The sequence below is a fragment of the Pseudacidovorax sp. NFM-22 genome, assembly GCF_021401245.1.
GTDB lineage: Bacteria > Pseudomonadota > Gammaproteobacteria > Burkholderiales > Burkholderiaceae_C > Xenophilus.
The window spans coordinates 577,504-591,177 of sequence record NZ_JACBFY010000002.1 but is presented as its reverse complement, the minus strand read 5'-3'; the positions used below and the strand labels follow the sequence as shown (position 1 = coordinate 591,177).

Below are 13,674 nucleotides of genomic sequence, written 5' to 3'. Positions count from 1 at the left end.
CGCCCGCCATGACCGACTTCTACGACGACCTCGAAACCCGTGCGCCCGAAGCGCGCGAAGCCGCCCTGATGGCCGCACTGCCCGCGCAGATCCGCCATGCGCAGCAGAAGGCGCCGGCCTTTGGCCGCATCCTGCAGGCGGTGGATGCCGCGGCGGTCGACGGCCGCGCGGCACTGGCCCGGCTGCCCGTGACGCGCAAGAGCGAACTGCTGGCGCTGCAGCAGGCGCAGCGGGCCGAAGACGCCTTCGGCGGCTTTTCCGCCGTGACGCGCGGCCCCGCCATGCCGCGCGTCTTTGCCAGTCCCGGCCCCATCTACGAACCGCAGGGCGCGCACGGCGACCACTGGCGGGTGGGCCGGGCGCTCTTCGCGGCTGGCTTCCGGACCGGCGAGCTGGTGCACAACAGCTTCAGCTACCACATGACCCCGGCCGGGGCCATGATGGAAAGCGGCGCGCATGCCTTGGGCTGCAGCGTGTTCCCCGGCGGCACGGGCCAGACCGAGCAGCAGCTGGAGGCCATGGCCGACCTGCGGCCCGACGGCTATGCGGGCACGCCCAGCTTTCTCAAGATCCTGCTGGAGAAGGCGGCCGAGAAAGGCATCCGCCTGCCGTCGCTGACCAAGGCGCTGGTCTCGGGCGAGGCCTTTCCGCCCAGCCTGCGCGCGCACCTGGCCGGCCTCGGCGTGCAGGGCCTGCAGTGCTACGCCACGGCCGACCTGGGCCTGATCGCCTACGAGACCGCCGCCCGCGAAGGGCTGGTGGTGGACGAAGGCGTGCTGGTCGAGATCGTGCGCCCTGGCACGGGCGACCCGGTGCCCGACGGCGAGGTCGGCGAGGTGGTGGTGACCACCTTCAATGCCGACTACCCGCTGGTGCGCTTCGGCACCGGCGACCTGTCGGCGGTGATGGCGGGCCCATGCCCGACGGGGCGTACCAACCAGCGCATCAAGGGCTGGATGGGCCGGGCCGACCAGACCACCAAGATCCGCGGCATGTTCGTGCACCCGGGCCAGGTGGCCGACATCGCGCGGCGTTTTCCGGAAATCGCGCGTGCACGGCTCGTGGTGGAGGGCGCGACGGGCGATGACCGCATGACGCTCAAGGTGGAATGCAGCCAGCCGCCCGAGGGTCTGCAGGAGCGGCTCGCCGCCGCCATCCGCGATGTGACCAAGCTACGGGGCGACGTGCTCGTTCAGCCACCAGGCAGCCTGCCCAACGATGGCAAGGTCATCGAGGACGCGCGCAGCTACGAGTGAATGCGCAAAGGCCGCCTGCGTTTCGTCAGGCGGCCCTTGCCAGCAGAACCCGGGCGGTTCTGCGGAGCGTCAGGCGTGAGCCACGGCCCCTGCAAACAGCTTCACCATTTCGCGGTTGAAGGCCGGGATGTCCTTGGGGTTGCGGCTGGTCAGCAACTGGCCGTCGACCACCGCCTCCTGGTCCACCCAGCGCGCACCGGCGCTGGACAGGTCGTTCTTCAGCGAAGGCCACGACGTCATCTGCTTGCCCTTGACAGCACCGGCGTCGATCAGCGTCCACGGCCCGTGGCAGATGGCGGCGATGGGCTTGCCTGCATCGGCAAATGCCTTCACGAGGGCGATGGCCTTGGGCTCCAGGCGCAGGGCGTCGGGGTTGACCACGCCGCCGGGCAGCAGAAGCGCGTCGAAGTCCTCGACCTTGGCGCCATCGAGCGCCACATCGACGGGGAACTTGTCGGCCTTGTCGTGGTGGTTCCAGCCCTGCACCTGGCCCTTCATGGGCGAGACGATCTGCGTCTTCGCGCCGGCCTGGTCCAACGCCTTGCGGGGCTCGGTCATCTCGACCTGTTCGAAACCGTCGGCGACGAGGATGGCGACCTTGAGGTCCTTGAGGGTGTCGGTCATGGATGTTCCTTTCGTGTGTGGGTGGGAAGTACGAAGGGTTCACCCTAGGAGGTTGCGGTCACCGCCCCATCGGCCGGGGACCGCAACCCGTGTCGGACAGGTCGACGGGCGGCAAGGGCGCAGCGCAGGTTCGTGCAGATCGCGGATGGCTCCCTCTCCCCTTGCGGGAGAGGGCGGGGGAGAGGGGGTGCGGCGAAGCCTTGGCAGGCGCTGCGTAGAGAGGGGCGCCCCCTCTCCCCAACCCCTCTCCCGCGAGGGGAGAGGGGCTTCAAGCCTTGTGGGCGCGGCCCGGAGTGTGGCGTCGAGCCCCCTGACCATGCGGGCTTTGACGCAGGCGCAAGGGGCGCCCCCTTCAATACCGCATCTCGATCAGCCGTTCGCGCATGGCCTGTAGCGCCGCGCGCATCCGGTCCACCTCCGCCGGTGGGCAGACCGACAGGATGTCGTCCGTCAGCGCGCTCACCGCCTTCTCGGCCCGGGCGTAGAGCCGGCGCCCTTTGGCCGAAATGGCCACCACCACCGCCCGCCCGTCGTGCTCGACACCGCCGCGGGTCACCAGGCCGCGCTCCTCCAGGCCATGCAGCATGCGCGTGAGCCGCGTCCGCTCATAGGCCGTCCATTGCGCCAGATCCTGCATGGCCATGGGCCCGCGGCTGTGCAGCGTGCCGAGCGTGCGCCATTCGGTGGTCAGCAGTCCGAAGGGTCGCAGCACGTCCTGCAGGGCACGGTCGCGCCGGTACACCACCTGGGTGCAGAGAAAGAAGATGTGGTCTTCGAGTTCCATGGAGCCTTGCCTCTGATCGCGGCCTCGCCAATGTAGCCGCGCCAGCGGCGCCCGGAAGCGCTTTGCGTGCAGATGCACGCAATGGCACGCTCTTTGCTCGATTTGACCTGACGACGTGTCCAGCCCAGGGTCCGTGCGCCAGATCCGTGCATGCGCACGCAGATGGCACCCGGCAAATTGAACCGCCCCGCAGCGACGGCGCCACAACCTCAACCGACTGTTTGTGGAGAAGCCACGCATGCATGACACCGCCGCCTTCCTGGCCGCGCTGGGCGATGTGCCCGCCATTTCCGATCCCGACATCGTCCGGCGCAAGAGCCGCGACATGACGGCCAACTTCAGCCCTGTGATGAAGGACGACGCGCTGCGCCACGTCGCCGACGTGCTGGTGCAGCCGCGCGACCGTGCAGACGTGCTGCGCGTGGCCTCGGCCGCGGCGCGCACCCGCATGCCGCTGGTGATGCGCGGCGCGGGCACCTGCAACTTCGGCCAGGGCATTCCGCTGGCGGGCGGTGCCATGGTCGACATGACCGCGCTCGACCGCGTGCTGGCCGTCGATGGCGCCCGCGTGCGGGCCGAGCCTGGCGCCCGCATGGCCGCCATCGACGAGGCCACGCGGCCCGGCGGCTGGGAGCTGCGCATCCATCCCTCCACCAAACGGGTGGCCACGCTGGGCGGCTTTGTCGGTGGCGGCCACGCCGGCGTCGGCAGCTGTGCCTGGGGCATCCTGCGCGACCGCGGCAACATCCTGGGCCTCGAGGTGGTGAGCGTGGAAGAAGCGCCGCGCACCGTGCAGCTGCGCGGCGATGCGGTCAACCGCGTGCACCATGCCTATGGCAGCAACGGCATCATCACCGCCATCGAGATGCCGCTGGCGCCCGCCTGGGCCTGGCGCGAGGCGGTGGTCGTCTTCCCCGAGTTCATGACGGCGGTGGAGTTCGCGCATGCGCTCTCCACCTCCGACGGCATCGTCAAGAAGCTGGTCAGCGTGCTGGGCGGGCCCATCTGGCGCATGATGCGCATGCTCAAGGACCTGAGCGGCGCGGACAACGACGGCATGGTGCTCGCCATGGTGGCCGAGCCCTTCATGGAAGCCTTCGAGGCGCTGGTGGCCGAGTTCGGCGGCCAGCTTGCGAGCGTGGCGGCCGAGGGCCAGGGCCCATACCGCGTGCCCATCTACGAGCTGGCCTGGGGCCACACCCGCCTGCATGTGAATCGCGACCATCCCGAGGTGGTCAGCAACGTGGGCCTGTACCTGGACCCGGACCTGGTGGGCGCCATCCGCCGCAGCCACCGCCGCTTCGGCCATCTGCTGGGCATGCACTTCGAGGCCAAGCGCTTCGACGGCAAGCTGAGCTTCCAGGGCTCGCCTTTCTTCCGCTACGAAGGCGACGCGCACCTGGCCGAGGTCATGCGCGGCATGGCCGAGGACGGCGCCATGGTGGCCAACAACCACACCTTCCTGGTCAAGGAAGGCGGCATGAAGTCCGTCGACGCCGAGGACCGCGCCTTCAAGCAGGCCATGGACCCGCACGGGCTGATGAACCCCGGCAAGCTGCGCTTCGACGAAGCGGCGGCCCGCGAGAGCAAGGGGGGTGATTTGCCGAGCGCAGGCTGGCGTTTCCGCGGGGCAGATGCCGCCGAGCCCGCCAATGCGTGAACGCAAGATGCGTGTCCCCCCTGAGCGCGACATGCGTGACCCCCAACCGTTCACGCTGAGCTTGTCGAAGCGCCGCGCAGGGCTTCGACAAGCTCAGCCCGAACGGTTGGGGGTGCAGGGCTTCGACAGGCTCAGCCCGAACGGTTGTGTTGATCGCCCATCCATCCAGACGCAGTCGCTCGCCATCCACCATCCACGTCCGAGAACCTTTTCCATGACCACGCCCCACACCCTCACCCGCCGCAAGACCCTGGCCGCCCTCGGCGGCGCGGCGCTCGTCTCCGGCATGCCTGCCTTCCTGCCGCGCGCCAATGCGCAGGGCCTGACCAAGGTGAGCTTCCAGACCGGCTGGCTGGCCCAGGCCGAGCATGGCGGCATGTACCAGGCGGCCGCCACCGGCATCTACAAGGAGCATGGCCTGGAGGTGGAGATCCGCCCCGGCGGCCCGCAGGTCAACACGGTGCAGCTCTTCATGGCCGGCAGCTCCGACTTCGCGGAGGCCGACGGCTTCCGCGCCTTCGCCTATGCCAAGGACAAGCTGCCTGCCGTGGCCATCGCCGCCTACTTCCAGAAGGACCCGCGGGTGCTGATGTCGCACCCGGGCACCGGCAGCGACACGCTGGCCAGCCTCAAGGGCAAGCCGCTGTTCGTGGCCACCACCGGCCGCCAGACCTACTGGCTGTGGCTCAAGGCCAAGTACGGCCTGACCGACGACCAGCTCAAGCCCTATGCCTTCAGCCTGGCGCCCTGGCTGGTCGACAAGCAGTCGACGGTGCAGGGCTACCTGACCAGCGAGCCCTTCAACGCCCGCAAGTCGGGCGTGGAGCCCGTGGTGCACCTGCTGGCCGACCAGGGTTTTGACAACTACGCCAGCGTGGCCATGGCCACGCCGAAGATGGTCAAGGAGCAGCCGGAGCTGGTGCAGCGTTTCGTCGACGCCACCGCCAAGGGCTGGAAGAGCTACCTGAATGGCGACCCCGCGCCGGGCAATGCCCTGATCAAGAAGCACAACCCGCAGATGGGCGACGACGTGATCGCCTATGCCATCGGCGCCATGCGCCAGTACGGCATCGTCGAGACGCCCGAGGCGCAGGCCGCCGGGGGCATCGGCGCGATGAGTGCGGCGCGCTGGCAACGCTTCTACGATGCGATGGTCGCCGCGGGTGCGCTGGCGCCGGGGCTGGACGTGAAGTCCGCCTACACGATGCAGTTCGTGAGCGGAAAGCGGGCGTGAAACACCCCCATGCCGCTTCGCGGCTCCCCCTCTCTTGCGCCTTCGGCTTGGAGGGGGCGCACCCCGCGGCCTGGCATAGCCAGTTCCGCGGGTGCACTGGCATGGCCTGCTCCGCGGCCCTTCGATCCTTGCGGCCATGCTGACAGCAACGGAGACTCGATCGACATGACCCACGCCTTCTTCCAGCCGCCCGAGGGCGGCACCTATGCCCTGCGCCAGGTGCGCGCTCCGCGTTGCCTGATCGACGACCCGGCGGCCGACCGCCTTGCGCCCGCGGGCGACGGCGACCTGGTCGCGATGGACCTGGCCATCGAGGCCGGCCGCATCGCCGCCATCGCCCCCGCCGGCAGCCTGGCGCCCGAGCGCGGGCCACACCTGGACGACTCGCTGGCGCTGCCCTGCTTCGTCGACCTGCACACGCACCTGGACAAGGGCCACATCTGGCCGCGCAAGGCCAACCCCACCGGCGACGGCGCGGGCGCCTCGCGCGCGACGATGGAAGACCGCACGAAGAACTGGCATGCCGAGGACGTGCGCCGCCGCATGGACTTTGCCCTGCGCACGGCGTACGCCAAGGGCGTGTCGGCCATCCGCACGCACCTCGACTCGCTGGCGCCGCAGGCCGACATCTCCTTCCCGGTGTTCCGCGAGATGCGCGAGCGCTGGGCGGGGCGCATCGCGCTGCAGGTGTCGTCCATCGCGCCGGTGGACATCTTCCTGGGCGAGGAGGGCGTGCACCTGGCCAATGTGGTGGCCGAGAGTGGCGGCAACCTGGGCTGCGTGACCAAGTCGCAGCGCCACCCGGCCGAGGCCACGCCGCCCGAGATCGACGAGGGCATCGCGCGCCTTCTGACGCTGGCCACCGAACGTGGGCTGGACGTGGACCTGCACGTGGACGAATCCACCGACCCGCGCGCCCGCTCGCTGATCCGCATCGCGAGGGTGGCACTGGCGCAGGGCTTCAAGGGCCGCATCCTGTGCGGGCACTGCACCGCGCTGGCGCTGCAGACCGACGCGTTCATCGCCGAGACCATCGCCGCCTGCCGCGAGGCCGGCATCGCCATCGTCAGCCTGCCCACCGTCAACATGTACCTGCAGGACCGCAGCCCGGAGGCCAGGCGCACGCCGCGCTGGCGGGGCGTGACGGTGATGCACGAACTCAAGGCCGCCGGCGTGCCGGTGGCCGTGGCGGGCGACAACTGCCGCGACCCCTTCTACGCCTACGGCGACCACGACATGCTGGACACCTACACCCAGGCGGTGAAGATCCTGCACCTGGACCATCCCTTCGCAGACTGGATCCGCGCCGCCAGCGCCACGCCGGCGCAGATCATGGGCCTGGACGGCTTCGGCCTGCTGCGCGTGGGCAACCCGGCCGACCTGACGGTGCTGCGCGCGCGCAGCTATTCCGAGCTGCTGGCCCGCGCGCCCTTCGACCGCGCGGTGATCCGCGCCGGCCGCGCCATCGACACCACGCTGCCCGACTACCGCGAGCTGGACGACCTCGTCATGCCGCGCTGAGCGGGGTCGACGCTGGGGCCGGGGCGCCGGCATCGCGCACGCCCGGCAGGCCGCGCAGATGGGCGGCGATGGCCTCGATGGCGTGCCGCACCTTGGCCGGCTGGCCATCGCGCTGCGGCGTCACGGCCCAGACGGGCAGGGCGGGCGGCTGCCACTGCGGCAGCACGGGCACCAGCCGGCCGGTCTGAAGGTCCTCTTCCACGTCGGCCCGCACGGCCAGCGTGAGCCCCAGGCCGCTGGCGGCCATCTGGTGCAGGCTGAGCTGGTTGTTGCTGGTCACGCGCACGGGCACGGTCTGTTCGGACTGCGCGCCGCCCGGGCCTGCCAGCGACAGCACCAGCGTGCGGCCGTCGCGCGGCGCGCCCACCCATTGGTGCGCGGCCAGGTCCTCCGGCGAGCGTGGCATGCCGGCGCTGGCGATGTAGGCGGGCGCGGCGCAGATCAGGCTCTGGAAGTCGCACAGCCGCCGCGCGGCCCAGCCCGAGTCGGGCAACCGGCCGGCGCGCAGGGCCAGGTCGATGCGCGCGTCCACCAGGTCGATCAGGGCGTCGTCCACCTGCAGCCGCAACTGCAGCGCGGCATGGGCGGCCAGCAGTGGCGCCAACGCGGGCGCCAGGTGCCGAGCGAAGCCGACGGGCGCCGAGACCCGCAACTCGCCCTCCGGTGCCTCGCGCGCCAGCGCCAGCTGGGCGCGGGCCAGTTCGGCCGCCTCGACCATGCGCTGGCAGTGAGTGGCGAAGCGGGCGCCGGCCTCGGTGAGCGCCAGCTTGCGGGTGGTGCGATGCAGCAGCGTCACGCCATGGGCCTGTTCCAGCGCGCGCAGCTGCTGGCTGACCGCTGAGGTGCTCACGCCCAGCCGGCGTGCGGCGGCGCTGAAGGAGCCGCTGCGCACCACCTCGGCAAAAAGTGCCAAGCGCTTGAGGTCGTCCATTGTGAAGCTGGGCTAAATGAAGTTGTCTGGATTCTCGGACTTCTGGCCGGATCGTGAAGTTCATAAGCTAAGGGTCATCGTCATCCACACGGTGCGGCCTGCGCGCCACGAAAGGAAAGAACCATGAACGTCGCCCTGATCGGCGCCACCGGCTTCGTCGGTGCCGCCCTGCTCGAAGAACTGCTCGCCCGCGGCCACCAGGTGCGTGCCCTGGCGCGCACGCCGTCCAAGCTGGTGGCCCGCGCGGGTCTCACGGTCGTCCAGGCCGATGTTCTGGACGCGGCGCAGGTTGCGAAGGCCGTGGCCGGCACCGAGGCCGTGGTCAGCGCCTTCAACCCGGGCTGGGAGCACCCGGACCTGTACAACCAGTTCCTGGCCGGCAGCAAGGCCATCGCCGACGGTACAAAGCAGGCCGGCGTGAAGCGCCTGGTCGCCGTCGGCGGCGCGGGCAGCCTGTTCGTGGCGCCCGGCGTGCAACTGGTGGACACGCCCGAATTCCAGAACCACGTGCCCGCCAATGTGGTGCCCGGCGCGAAGGCCGCGCGCGACGAACTCACGCGGCTGCAGAAGGAAGAGGCCGCGTTGGACTGGACCTTCGTCTCGCCCGCGCCCATGCTGGCGCCGGGCGAGCGCACGGGCCGCTACCAGTTCGGCGGCGACGCCGTGCCGATGAAGGACGGCCAGCTGGCCGGCATCACCGCCGCCGACCTGGCCGCCGCCATCGTGGACGTGCTGGAGCAGGGCCGCTACGTGCGCGAGCGCTTCGTCGCGTTCTCCTGAGCCGGCCGCGGTGCCTCAGCGCACCAGCGGATTGGGCGTGGGCGCCTCCACCCGGCGCAGCAGGTTGCGATCGGTGTGGTGGAAGGGCTCGGCCTGGCCCGCGATCTGCAGCACCGTGTCCTCCTCGTAGCCCCAGGTGCCGTCGTCGTTGATCGTCACCTTGATGCGGAATTCGGTGGTGCGGAAGGCCTCCTGCAGGAAGGGCGCGGAGCAGATGCCCCAGGTCTCCAGCCCCTGCGTGGCGACCAGCTCGAAGCTGCGCGCATCGGCCGCGACGGTGCCGGCCGCCATCGCCACCTGGCCACGCGGGATGGTCAGGGTGTGCATCACGCAGCCGGTGGCCGGCTCCCACAGCCAGTAGCCCACCTGCTCGTGGTAGGTCTTGACCTGGTCGGGCTTGGTGATGTGCGTGTGGTAGCGCAGGCCGTAGAGCAGCTGCGGGCCGTTGGTCACCGGGTCGATGGGCTGCAGGCTGATGCGTTCGACGAAGGCCTGCTTCTTCGGCCCTTCGGCCTTGGGCTTGACGTCCAGGCCGCGGGTGCCTTCCCACACGCCGGCCATGGGCCCGAGCGGGCCCAGGTTGGCCAGGGTGTGGAGGTCGACGTCGCGGGGTTCGGTGTAGATGTCGCGGGTAGGGGCGTTCATGGCGGATGTCGAGTTGCGGACAAAAGCGGCCGGCACTGTATCCCGAGCATGCGCCGTGCCCGCGCGTCGCGCCCCCAAGGCCCATCGTCAGATGGCCGCGGAGCAGGCCACGCGAGAACATCCGCGGAACCGGCTTCGCCGGGCCGCAGGATGTGCCCCCTCGCAGGGGGGCGGCGGAGCGCGAAGCGCGCAGCCTGGGGGTGGGCCTAGTTCTGTTTCCAGGGCAGGCCGCGCAGGCGCCAGCCGCCCTTGTTGCCGCGGTGGGCGTCGGCATCTGCATCGCCCTCGAAGCCTTCGAGGATGTTGTAGGCCTCGATGCCCAGCTCGGTCGCGCGCCTGGCCGCCGCCACCGAGCGCACGCCGCTGCGGCACAGCAGCACCACCTTGCCGCCCGGGGGCACGGCCGCGCGCAGCGCATCGTCGAAGCCGGCGTTCATCGCCATGCCGGGCCACTGCTTCCATGCCACGGCCACGGCGCCGGGGACGAAGCCCACCCATTCGCGCTCGGCGTCGGTGCGCACGTCCACCATCACGGCCTCGCCGCTGGCCAGCCAGCGCGCGGCCAGCTCGGGCGTCACGTCGCCGGCATAGCCCTCGGCGGGGCGGGGCTGGTTGTCATCGTGGGGGGCAGGGGCTTGGGTCATGGTCGGCGGTCCGCAAAAAGATCGGCTGCTATTGTTCCCCGAAGCCCGCGGGCCGCGCGCCCACGGTCCTTTCCGGCCAACGGCCCGGTGCCGCCGCGCGTTGAAAGCCCACCATGACCCTCCGCCCCTGCCGTTCGCTTCCGCATGCGCTGCTGGCCGTCCTGATGGCCGGGGCCGCCACCTTGGCTGCGGCCCAGAGCGCCGACACCCGCAAGCCGGGCCCCTTCGAGCGCGCACAGCAGCAGCGCTATGCCAACACGCCCTCGATGCGGGCGATCCAGCAGGGGGCGGACTTCAACACCCAGCAGCCGCCTCCACCCGTGGCGCCCTCGCGGCCTCAGTGGCATCCGCACCGGCCGCCGGTGATCGTGTACGAGGACAGCCGCTACGCGCCCTGGGGCAACGCCCCGCCGGCCGCGCCGCAGCAGCCAACGAGCCGGCAGGACACGCCGACCATCTGGTACGGCGGGCCGCTGCAACAGTAGGCCGGGCCTGTGCAGAAATGCCAGCCGGTTGACAAAGAACCGTTCGGGCTGAGCCTGTCGACGCCTGGCGCAGCCTTTCGATGAACGCAGCGCGCCATCGGGCCGCCTGAACCCCCCGCCTTGGCTACAGTGGCGCCTCCCCCCACCACGGAGACGCGCCGCATGGCCCCGTCCACCCCCAGCTACGACTTCGACCTCTTCGTCATCGGCGGCGGCAGCGCCGGCGTGCGCGCGGCCCGCATGGCCGGCCAGCGCGGCGCCAAGGTGGCGCTCGCGGAATGCGCCGAACTGGGCGGCACCTGCGTCAATGTGGGCTGCATTCCCAAGAAGCTCTACAGCTATGCCGCCGGCTATGCCGAGGCCTTCGAGGAGGCGCCGGGTTACGGCTGGCACATCGACGCCGCGCCGCGCTTCGACTGGGACCGGCTCAAGGCCGCGCGCGCCAAGGAGATCCACCGCCTCAACGGCGTCTATGCAGGCCTGCTCGACGGCGCCCGGGTCACGCTGCTGCGCGGCTGGGCCCAGCTGGTGGACGGCCATACCGTGCAGGTGGACGGCAGGCGGCACACCGCCCGTCACGTGCTCATCGCCACCGGCGGCGCGCCCTTCCGGCCCAACGTGCCGGGCAAGGAACTGGTGAATGTCTCCGACGCCATGTTCGACCTGCCGGCCTTTCCGCGCCGGCTGCTGGTGATCGGCGCAGGCTACATCGGCTGCGAGTTCGCCTCCATCTTCCGCGGCCTGGGCGCGGAGGTGACGCTGCTGCACCGCGGCGCCCACATCCTCAACGGCTTCGACCATGACGTGCGCGAGTTCCTGGCCCGCGAAATGGGCCGTGCCGGCATCGACCTGCGCCTGAACCAGGAGGCGGCCTCCTTCACCCAGGGCGAGGGCGGCGAGGTCGTCGCCACGCTGGCCCGCGGCCAGCGCGTGGCGGCCGATGCGGTGCTGGTGGCCACCGGCCGCCGGCCGCTCACCGCCGGCCTGGGCCTGGAAGAGGCGGGCGTGAAGCTCGACGAGCGCGGCGCCGTGGTGGTCGATGCCGAGTACCGCAGCAGCGTGCCCTCGGTGCTGGCCATCGGCGACGTCTCCACGCGCGTCCAGCTCACGCCGGTGGCGCTGGCCGAGGCCATGGTGGTGGTGGACCGGCTGTTCGGCGAAGGCCGCCGCACCATGGACTACGAGTACATCCCGACCGCCGTCTTCACCCATCCCAGCGTGGGCACCTGCGGCTACACCGAGATGGAGGCGCGCAGCCGGTTCGGCGAGGTGCGCATCTTCAACAGCGAGTTCAAGCCGCTGCGCCACACGCTCTCGGGTCGTGGCGAGCGCTGCTTCATGAAGCTGGTGGTGGAGTCGAAGAGCGACCGCGTGGTGGGCCTGCACATGGTGGGCGCCGATGCCGGCGAGATCGTGCAGGGCTTCGCGGTGGCCATGCGCGCGGGCGCCACCAAGGCCGACTTCGACCGCACCATCGGCATCCATCCGACGGCGTCAGAGGAGTTCGTGACGATGCGCGAGCCCACGGTCGGCTGAGGGGCGGCCGTCGCGTCATGAAGCGCTGGCATGTGCATTGCAAAATGCCCGCATGCCCTACATGCCGCCATTCATCGCCCCCACCCGCTTCACCGACCCCGACGCGGCGCTGGCCCAGGTGCAGCGCATCTACCAGGAGGGCCTGGCGCACCTGCGCGAGTCGATGCAGCGCTTCGTGGCCGGCGAGACGCTGCCCGGTCGCGTGCGGGCCTGCTACCCCTTCGTGCGGGTGCACACCCACACCAACACCCGCTACGCCACGCCCGCCACCTCGGGTCTGAGCTACGGCTTCGTGGCCGGCCCCGGCCGCTACGAGACCACGCTGAGCCGGCCCGACCTGTTCGCCCGCTACTACCGCGAGCAGTTCCGGCTGATCCTCGCCAACCACCAGATCGAACTGGAGATCGGCACCGGCAGCGAGCCGATCCCGATCCACTTCTCCTTTGCCGAGAACGAGCACATCGAGGGCAACCTGAGCGCCGAGCGCCGCGCCCTGATGCGCGACGTGTTCGACCTGCCCGACCTGGGCGCGATGGACGACGGCATCGCCAACGGCACGCACATGACGCGCCCCGGCGAGGCCGAGCCGCTGTCGCTCTTCACCGCCGCGCGGGTGGACTACTCGCTGCAGCGCCTGCGCCACTACACGGGCACGGCGCCGGAGTGGTTCCAGAACTTCGTGCTCTTCACCAACTACCAGTTCTACATCGACGAGTTCGTGCGCCTGGGCCACGAGGCCATGGAGGACGAGGCGGGCGAATACATCGCCTTCGTCGAGCCGGGCAACGTGGTCACCCGCCGCCGCGGCCTCACGGCCGAGCAGTCGGGCGACCTCGCCGAGCGCATCGGCGCCCTGCAGGGCACGCCGCCCGGGCGGCTGCCGCAGATGCCGGCCTACCACCTGGTGCGCGCCGACCGCAGCGGCATCACCATGGTCAACATCGGCGTCGGTCCGGCCAACGCCAAGAACATCACCGACCACATCGCCGTGCTGCGCCCGCATGCCTGGATGATGCTGGGCCACTGCGCCGGCCTGCGCAACACGCAGCAGCTGGGCGACTACGTGCTGGCCCATGCCTATGTGCGCGAGGACCATGTGCTGGACGAGGAGCTGCCGCTGTGGGTGCCCATTCCCGCGCTGTCCGAGATCCAGCTGGCGCTGGAGCAGGCCGTGGCCGAGGTCACCGGCTGCAGCGGCGCCGAGCTCAAGGCCATCATGCGCACCGGCACCGTGGCCACCACCGACAACCGCAACTGGGAGCTGCTGCCGGGCAACGAGCCGCAGCGCCGCTTCAGCCAGAGCCGCGCCGTCGCGCTGGACATGGAAAGCGCCACCATCGCCGCCAACGGCTTCCGCTTCCGCGTGCCCTACGGCACGCTGCTGTGCGTGAGCGACAAGCCACTGCACGGCGAGATCAAGCTGCCCGGCATGGCCAACCACTTCTACCGCGAGCGGGTGGAGCAGCACCTGCGCATCGGCATGAAGGCCATCGACATCCTGCGCGCCGAAGGCACCACGCGGCTGCACAGCCGCAAGCTGCGCAGCTTTGCGGAGGTGGCGTTCCAGTAGTCGG

General features: G+C 70.7%; 13 protein-coding genes. 8 read left to right on the top strand and 5 right to left on the bottom strand.

Translation table 11 applies throughout. The features are described 5' to 3' along the window. Window positions 1–8: 8 nt before the first annotated feature. On the top strand, window positions 9–1,256 hold the full coding sequence (locus L0984_RS08280; RefSeq protein ID WP_234193231.1) for a phenylacetate--CoA ligase family protein: 1,248 nt from the start codon (window positions 9–11) through the stop codon (window positions 1,254–1,256). A 69-nt stretch (window positions 1,257–1,325) separates the two neighbouring features. On the opposite strand, the gene L0984_RS08275 is transcribed toward L0984_RS08280, so the two are convergent. Continuing rightward, complete coding sequence (locus L0984_RS08275; protein ID WP_234193230.1) at window positions 1,326–1,880, bottom strand: type 1 glutamine amidotransferase domain-containing protein; 555 nt, start codon at window positions 1,878–1,880, stop codon at window positions 1,326–1,328. Window positions 1,881–2,232: 352 nt separating this feature from the next. After that, window positions 2,233–2,664, bottom strand: a complete 432-nt coding sequence (locus L0984_RS08270; RefSeq protein WP_234193229.1) for a MarR family winged helix-turn-helix transcriptional regulator — start codon at window positions 2,662–2,664, stop codon at window positions 2,233–2,235. Window positions 2,665–2,902: 238 nt separating this feature from the next. Here L0984_RS08270 and L0984_RS08265 point away from each other — a divergent pair, with 238 nt between their 5' ends. The 3 genes from L0984_RS08265 (at window position 2,903) to L0984_RS08255 (ending at window position 7,079) form a co-directional block, all read left to right on the top strand. Next, a complete protein-coding gene (locus L0984_RS08265) occupies window positions 2,903–4,324 on the top strand; it encodes an FAD-binding oxidoreductase (RefSeq protein ID WP_234193228.1) in 1,422 nt (473 codons plus the stop codon). A 214-nt stretch (window positions 4,325–4,538) separates the two neighbouring features. After that, window positions 4,539–5,558 carry an ABC transporter substrate-binding protein gene (locus L0984_RS08260; protein WP_234193227.1) on the top strand — a complete coding sequence of 340 codons (1,020 nt, stop codon included), beginning with the start codon at window positions 4,539–4,541 and terminating at the stop codon, window positions 5,556–5,558. 165 nt (window positions 5,559–5,723) lie between these two features. Next, window positions 5,724–7,079, top strand: a complete 1,356-nt coding sequence (locus L0984_RS08255; protein ID WP_234193226.1) for a cytosine deaminase — start codon at window positions 5,724–5,726, stop codon at window positions 7,077–7,079. Here L0984_RS08255 and L0984_RS08250 read toward each other — a convergent pair. Beyond that, window positions 7,066–8,010: a LysR family transcriptional regulator gene (locus tag L0984_RS08250; protein ID WP_234193225.1), complete on the bottom strand. Its 945-nt coding sequence runs from the start codon at window positions 8,008–8,010 to the stop codon at window positions 7,066–7,068. The genes L0984_RS08255 and L0984_RS08250 overlap by 14 nt on opposite strands. Window positions 8,011–8,133: 123 nt before the next feature. On the opposite strand from L0984_RS08250, the gene L0984_RS08245 reads away from it, so the two are divergent. After that, the gene (locus L0984_RS08245) at window positions 8,134–8,790 is read left to right on the top strand and encodes an NAD(P)-dependent oxidoreductase (RefSeq protein ID WP_234193224.1); all 657 of its coding nucleotides are present in this window, start codon (window positions 8,134–8,136) and stop codon (window positions 8,788–8,790) included. A gap of 15 nt (window positions 8,791–8,805) precedes the next feature. On the opposite strand, the gene L0984_RS08240 is transcribed toward L0984_RS08245, so the two are convergent. Beyond that, window positions 8,806–9,435, bottom strand: coding sequence for an FABP family protein (locus tag L0984_RS08240; protein ID WP_234193223.1), 630 nt, complete (start codon window positions 9,433–9,435; stop codon window positions 8,806–8,808). A 206-nt stretch (window positions 9,436–9,641) separates the two neighbouring features. Then, entirely contained in the window at window positions 9,642–10,079 is a 438-nt protein-coding gene (locus L0984_RS08235; RefSeq protein WP_234193222.1) for a rhodanese-like domain-containing protein, read from the bottom strand. Window positions 10,080–10,192: 113 nt separating this feature from the next. Between L0984_RS08235 and L0984_RS08230 the strand changes: the two genes are divergently transcribed. From L0984_RS08230 to L0984_RS08220, 3 genes are all read left to right on the top strand, one after another. Beyond that, complete coding sequence (locus L0984_RS08230) at window positions 10,193–10,564, top strand: hypothetical protein (protein WP_234193221.1); 372 nt, start codon at window positions 10,193–10,195, stop codon at window positions 10,562–10,564. A 162-nt stretch (window positions 10,565–10,726) separates the two neighbouring features. Further along, on the top strand, window positions 10,727–12,100 hold the full coding sequence (gorA, locus tag L0984_RS08225) for a glutathione-disulfide reductase (protein ID WP_234193220.1): 1,374 nt from the start codon (window positions 10,727–10,729) through the stop codon (window positions 12,098–12,100). 52 nt (window positions 12,101–12,152) lie between these two features. Beyond that, window positions 12,153–13,670 (top strand): AMP nucleosidase, encoded by a 1,518-nt coding sequence (locus L0984_RS08220; RefSeq protein WP_234193219.1) that lies wholly within the window; start codon window positions 12,153–12,155, stop codon window positions 13,668–13,670. The last annotated feature ends 4 nt before the right edge of the window (window positions 13,671–13,674 follow it).

Bases quoted from the DNA above. Each gene is read 5' to 3' on its own strand.
- L0984_RS08280 (WP_234193231.1), top strand. From the start codon at position 9: ATGACCGACTTCTACGACGACCTCGAAACCCGTGCGCCCGAAGCGCGC.
- L0984_RS08275 (WP_234193230.1), bottom strand. From the start codon at position 1,880: ATGACCGACACCCTCAAGGACCTCAAGGTCGCCATCCTCGTCGCCGAC.
- L0984_RS08270 (WP_234193229.1), bottom strand. From the start codon at position 2,664: ATGGAACTCGAAGACCACATCTTCTTTCTCTGCACCCAGGTGGTGTAC.
- L0984_RS08265 (WP_234193228.1), top strand. From the start codon at position 2,903: ATGCATGACACCGCCGCCTTCCTGGCCGCGCTGGGCGATGTGCCCGCC.
- L0984_RS08260 (WP_234193227.1), top strand. From the start codon at position 4,539: ATGACCACGCCCCACACCCTCACCCGCCGCAAGACCCTGGCCGCCCTC.
- L0984_RS08255 (WP_234193226.1), top strand. From the start codon at position 5,724: ATGACCCACGCCTTCTTCCAGCCGCCCGAGGGCGGCACCTATGCCCTG.
- L0984_RS08250 (WP_234193225.1), bottom strand. From the start codon at position 8,010: ATGGACGACCTCAAGCGCTTGGCACTTTTTGCCGAGGTGGTGCGCAGC.
- L0984_RS08245 (WP_234193224.1), top strand. From the start codon at position 8,134: ATGAACGTCGCCCTGATCGGCGCCACCGGCTTCGTCGGTGCCGCCCTG.
- L0984_RS08240 (WP_234193223.1), bottom strand. From the start codon at position 9,435: ATGAACGCCCCTACCCGCGACATCTACACCGAACCCCGCGACGTCGAC.
- L0984_RS08235 (WP_234193222.1), bottom strand. From the start codon at position 10,079: ATGACCCAAGCCCCTGCCCCCCACGATGACAACCAGCCCCGCCCCGCC.
- L0984_RS08230 (WP_234193221.1), top strand. From the start codon at position 10,193: ATGACCCTCCGCCCCTGCCGTTCGCTTCCGCATGCGCTGCTGGCCGTC.
- gorA (WP_234193220.1), top strand. From the start codon at position 10,727: ATGGCCCCGTCCACCCCCAGCTACGACTTCGACCTCTTCGTCATCGGC.
- L0984_RS08220 (WP_234193219.1), top strand. From the start codon at position 12,153: ATGCCCTACATGCCGCCATTCATCGCCCCCACCCGCTTCACCGACCCC.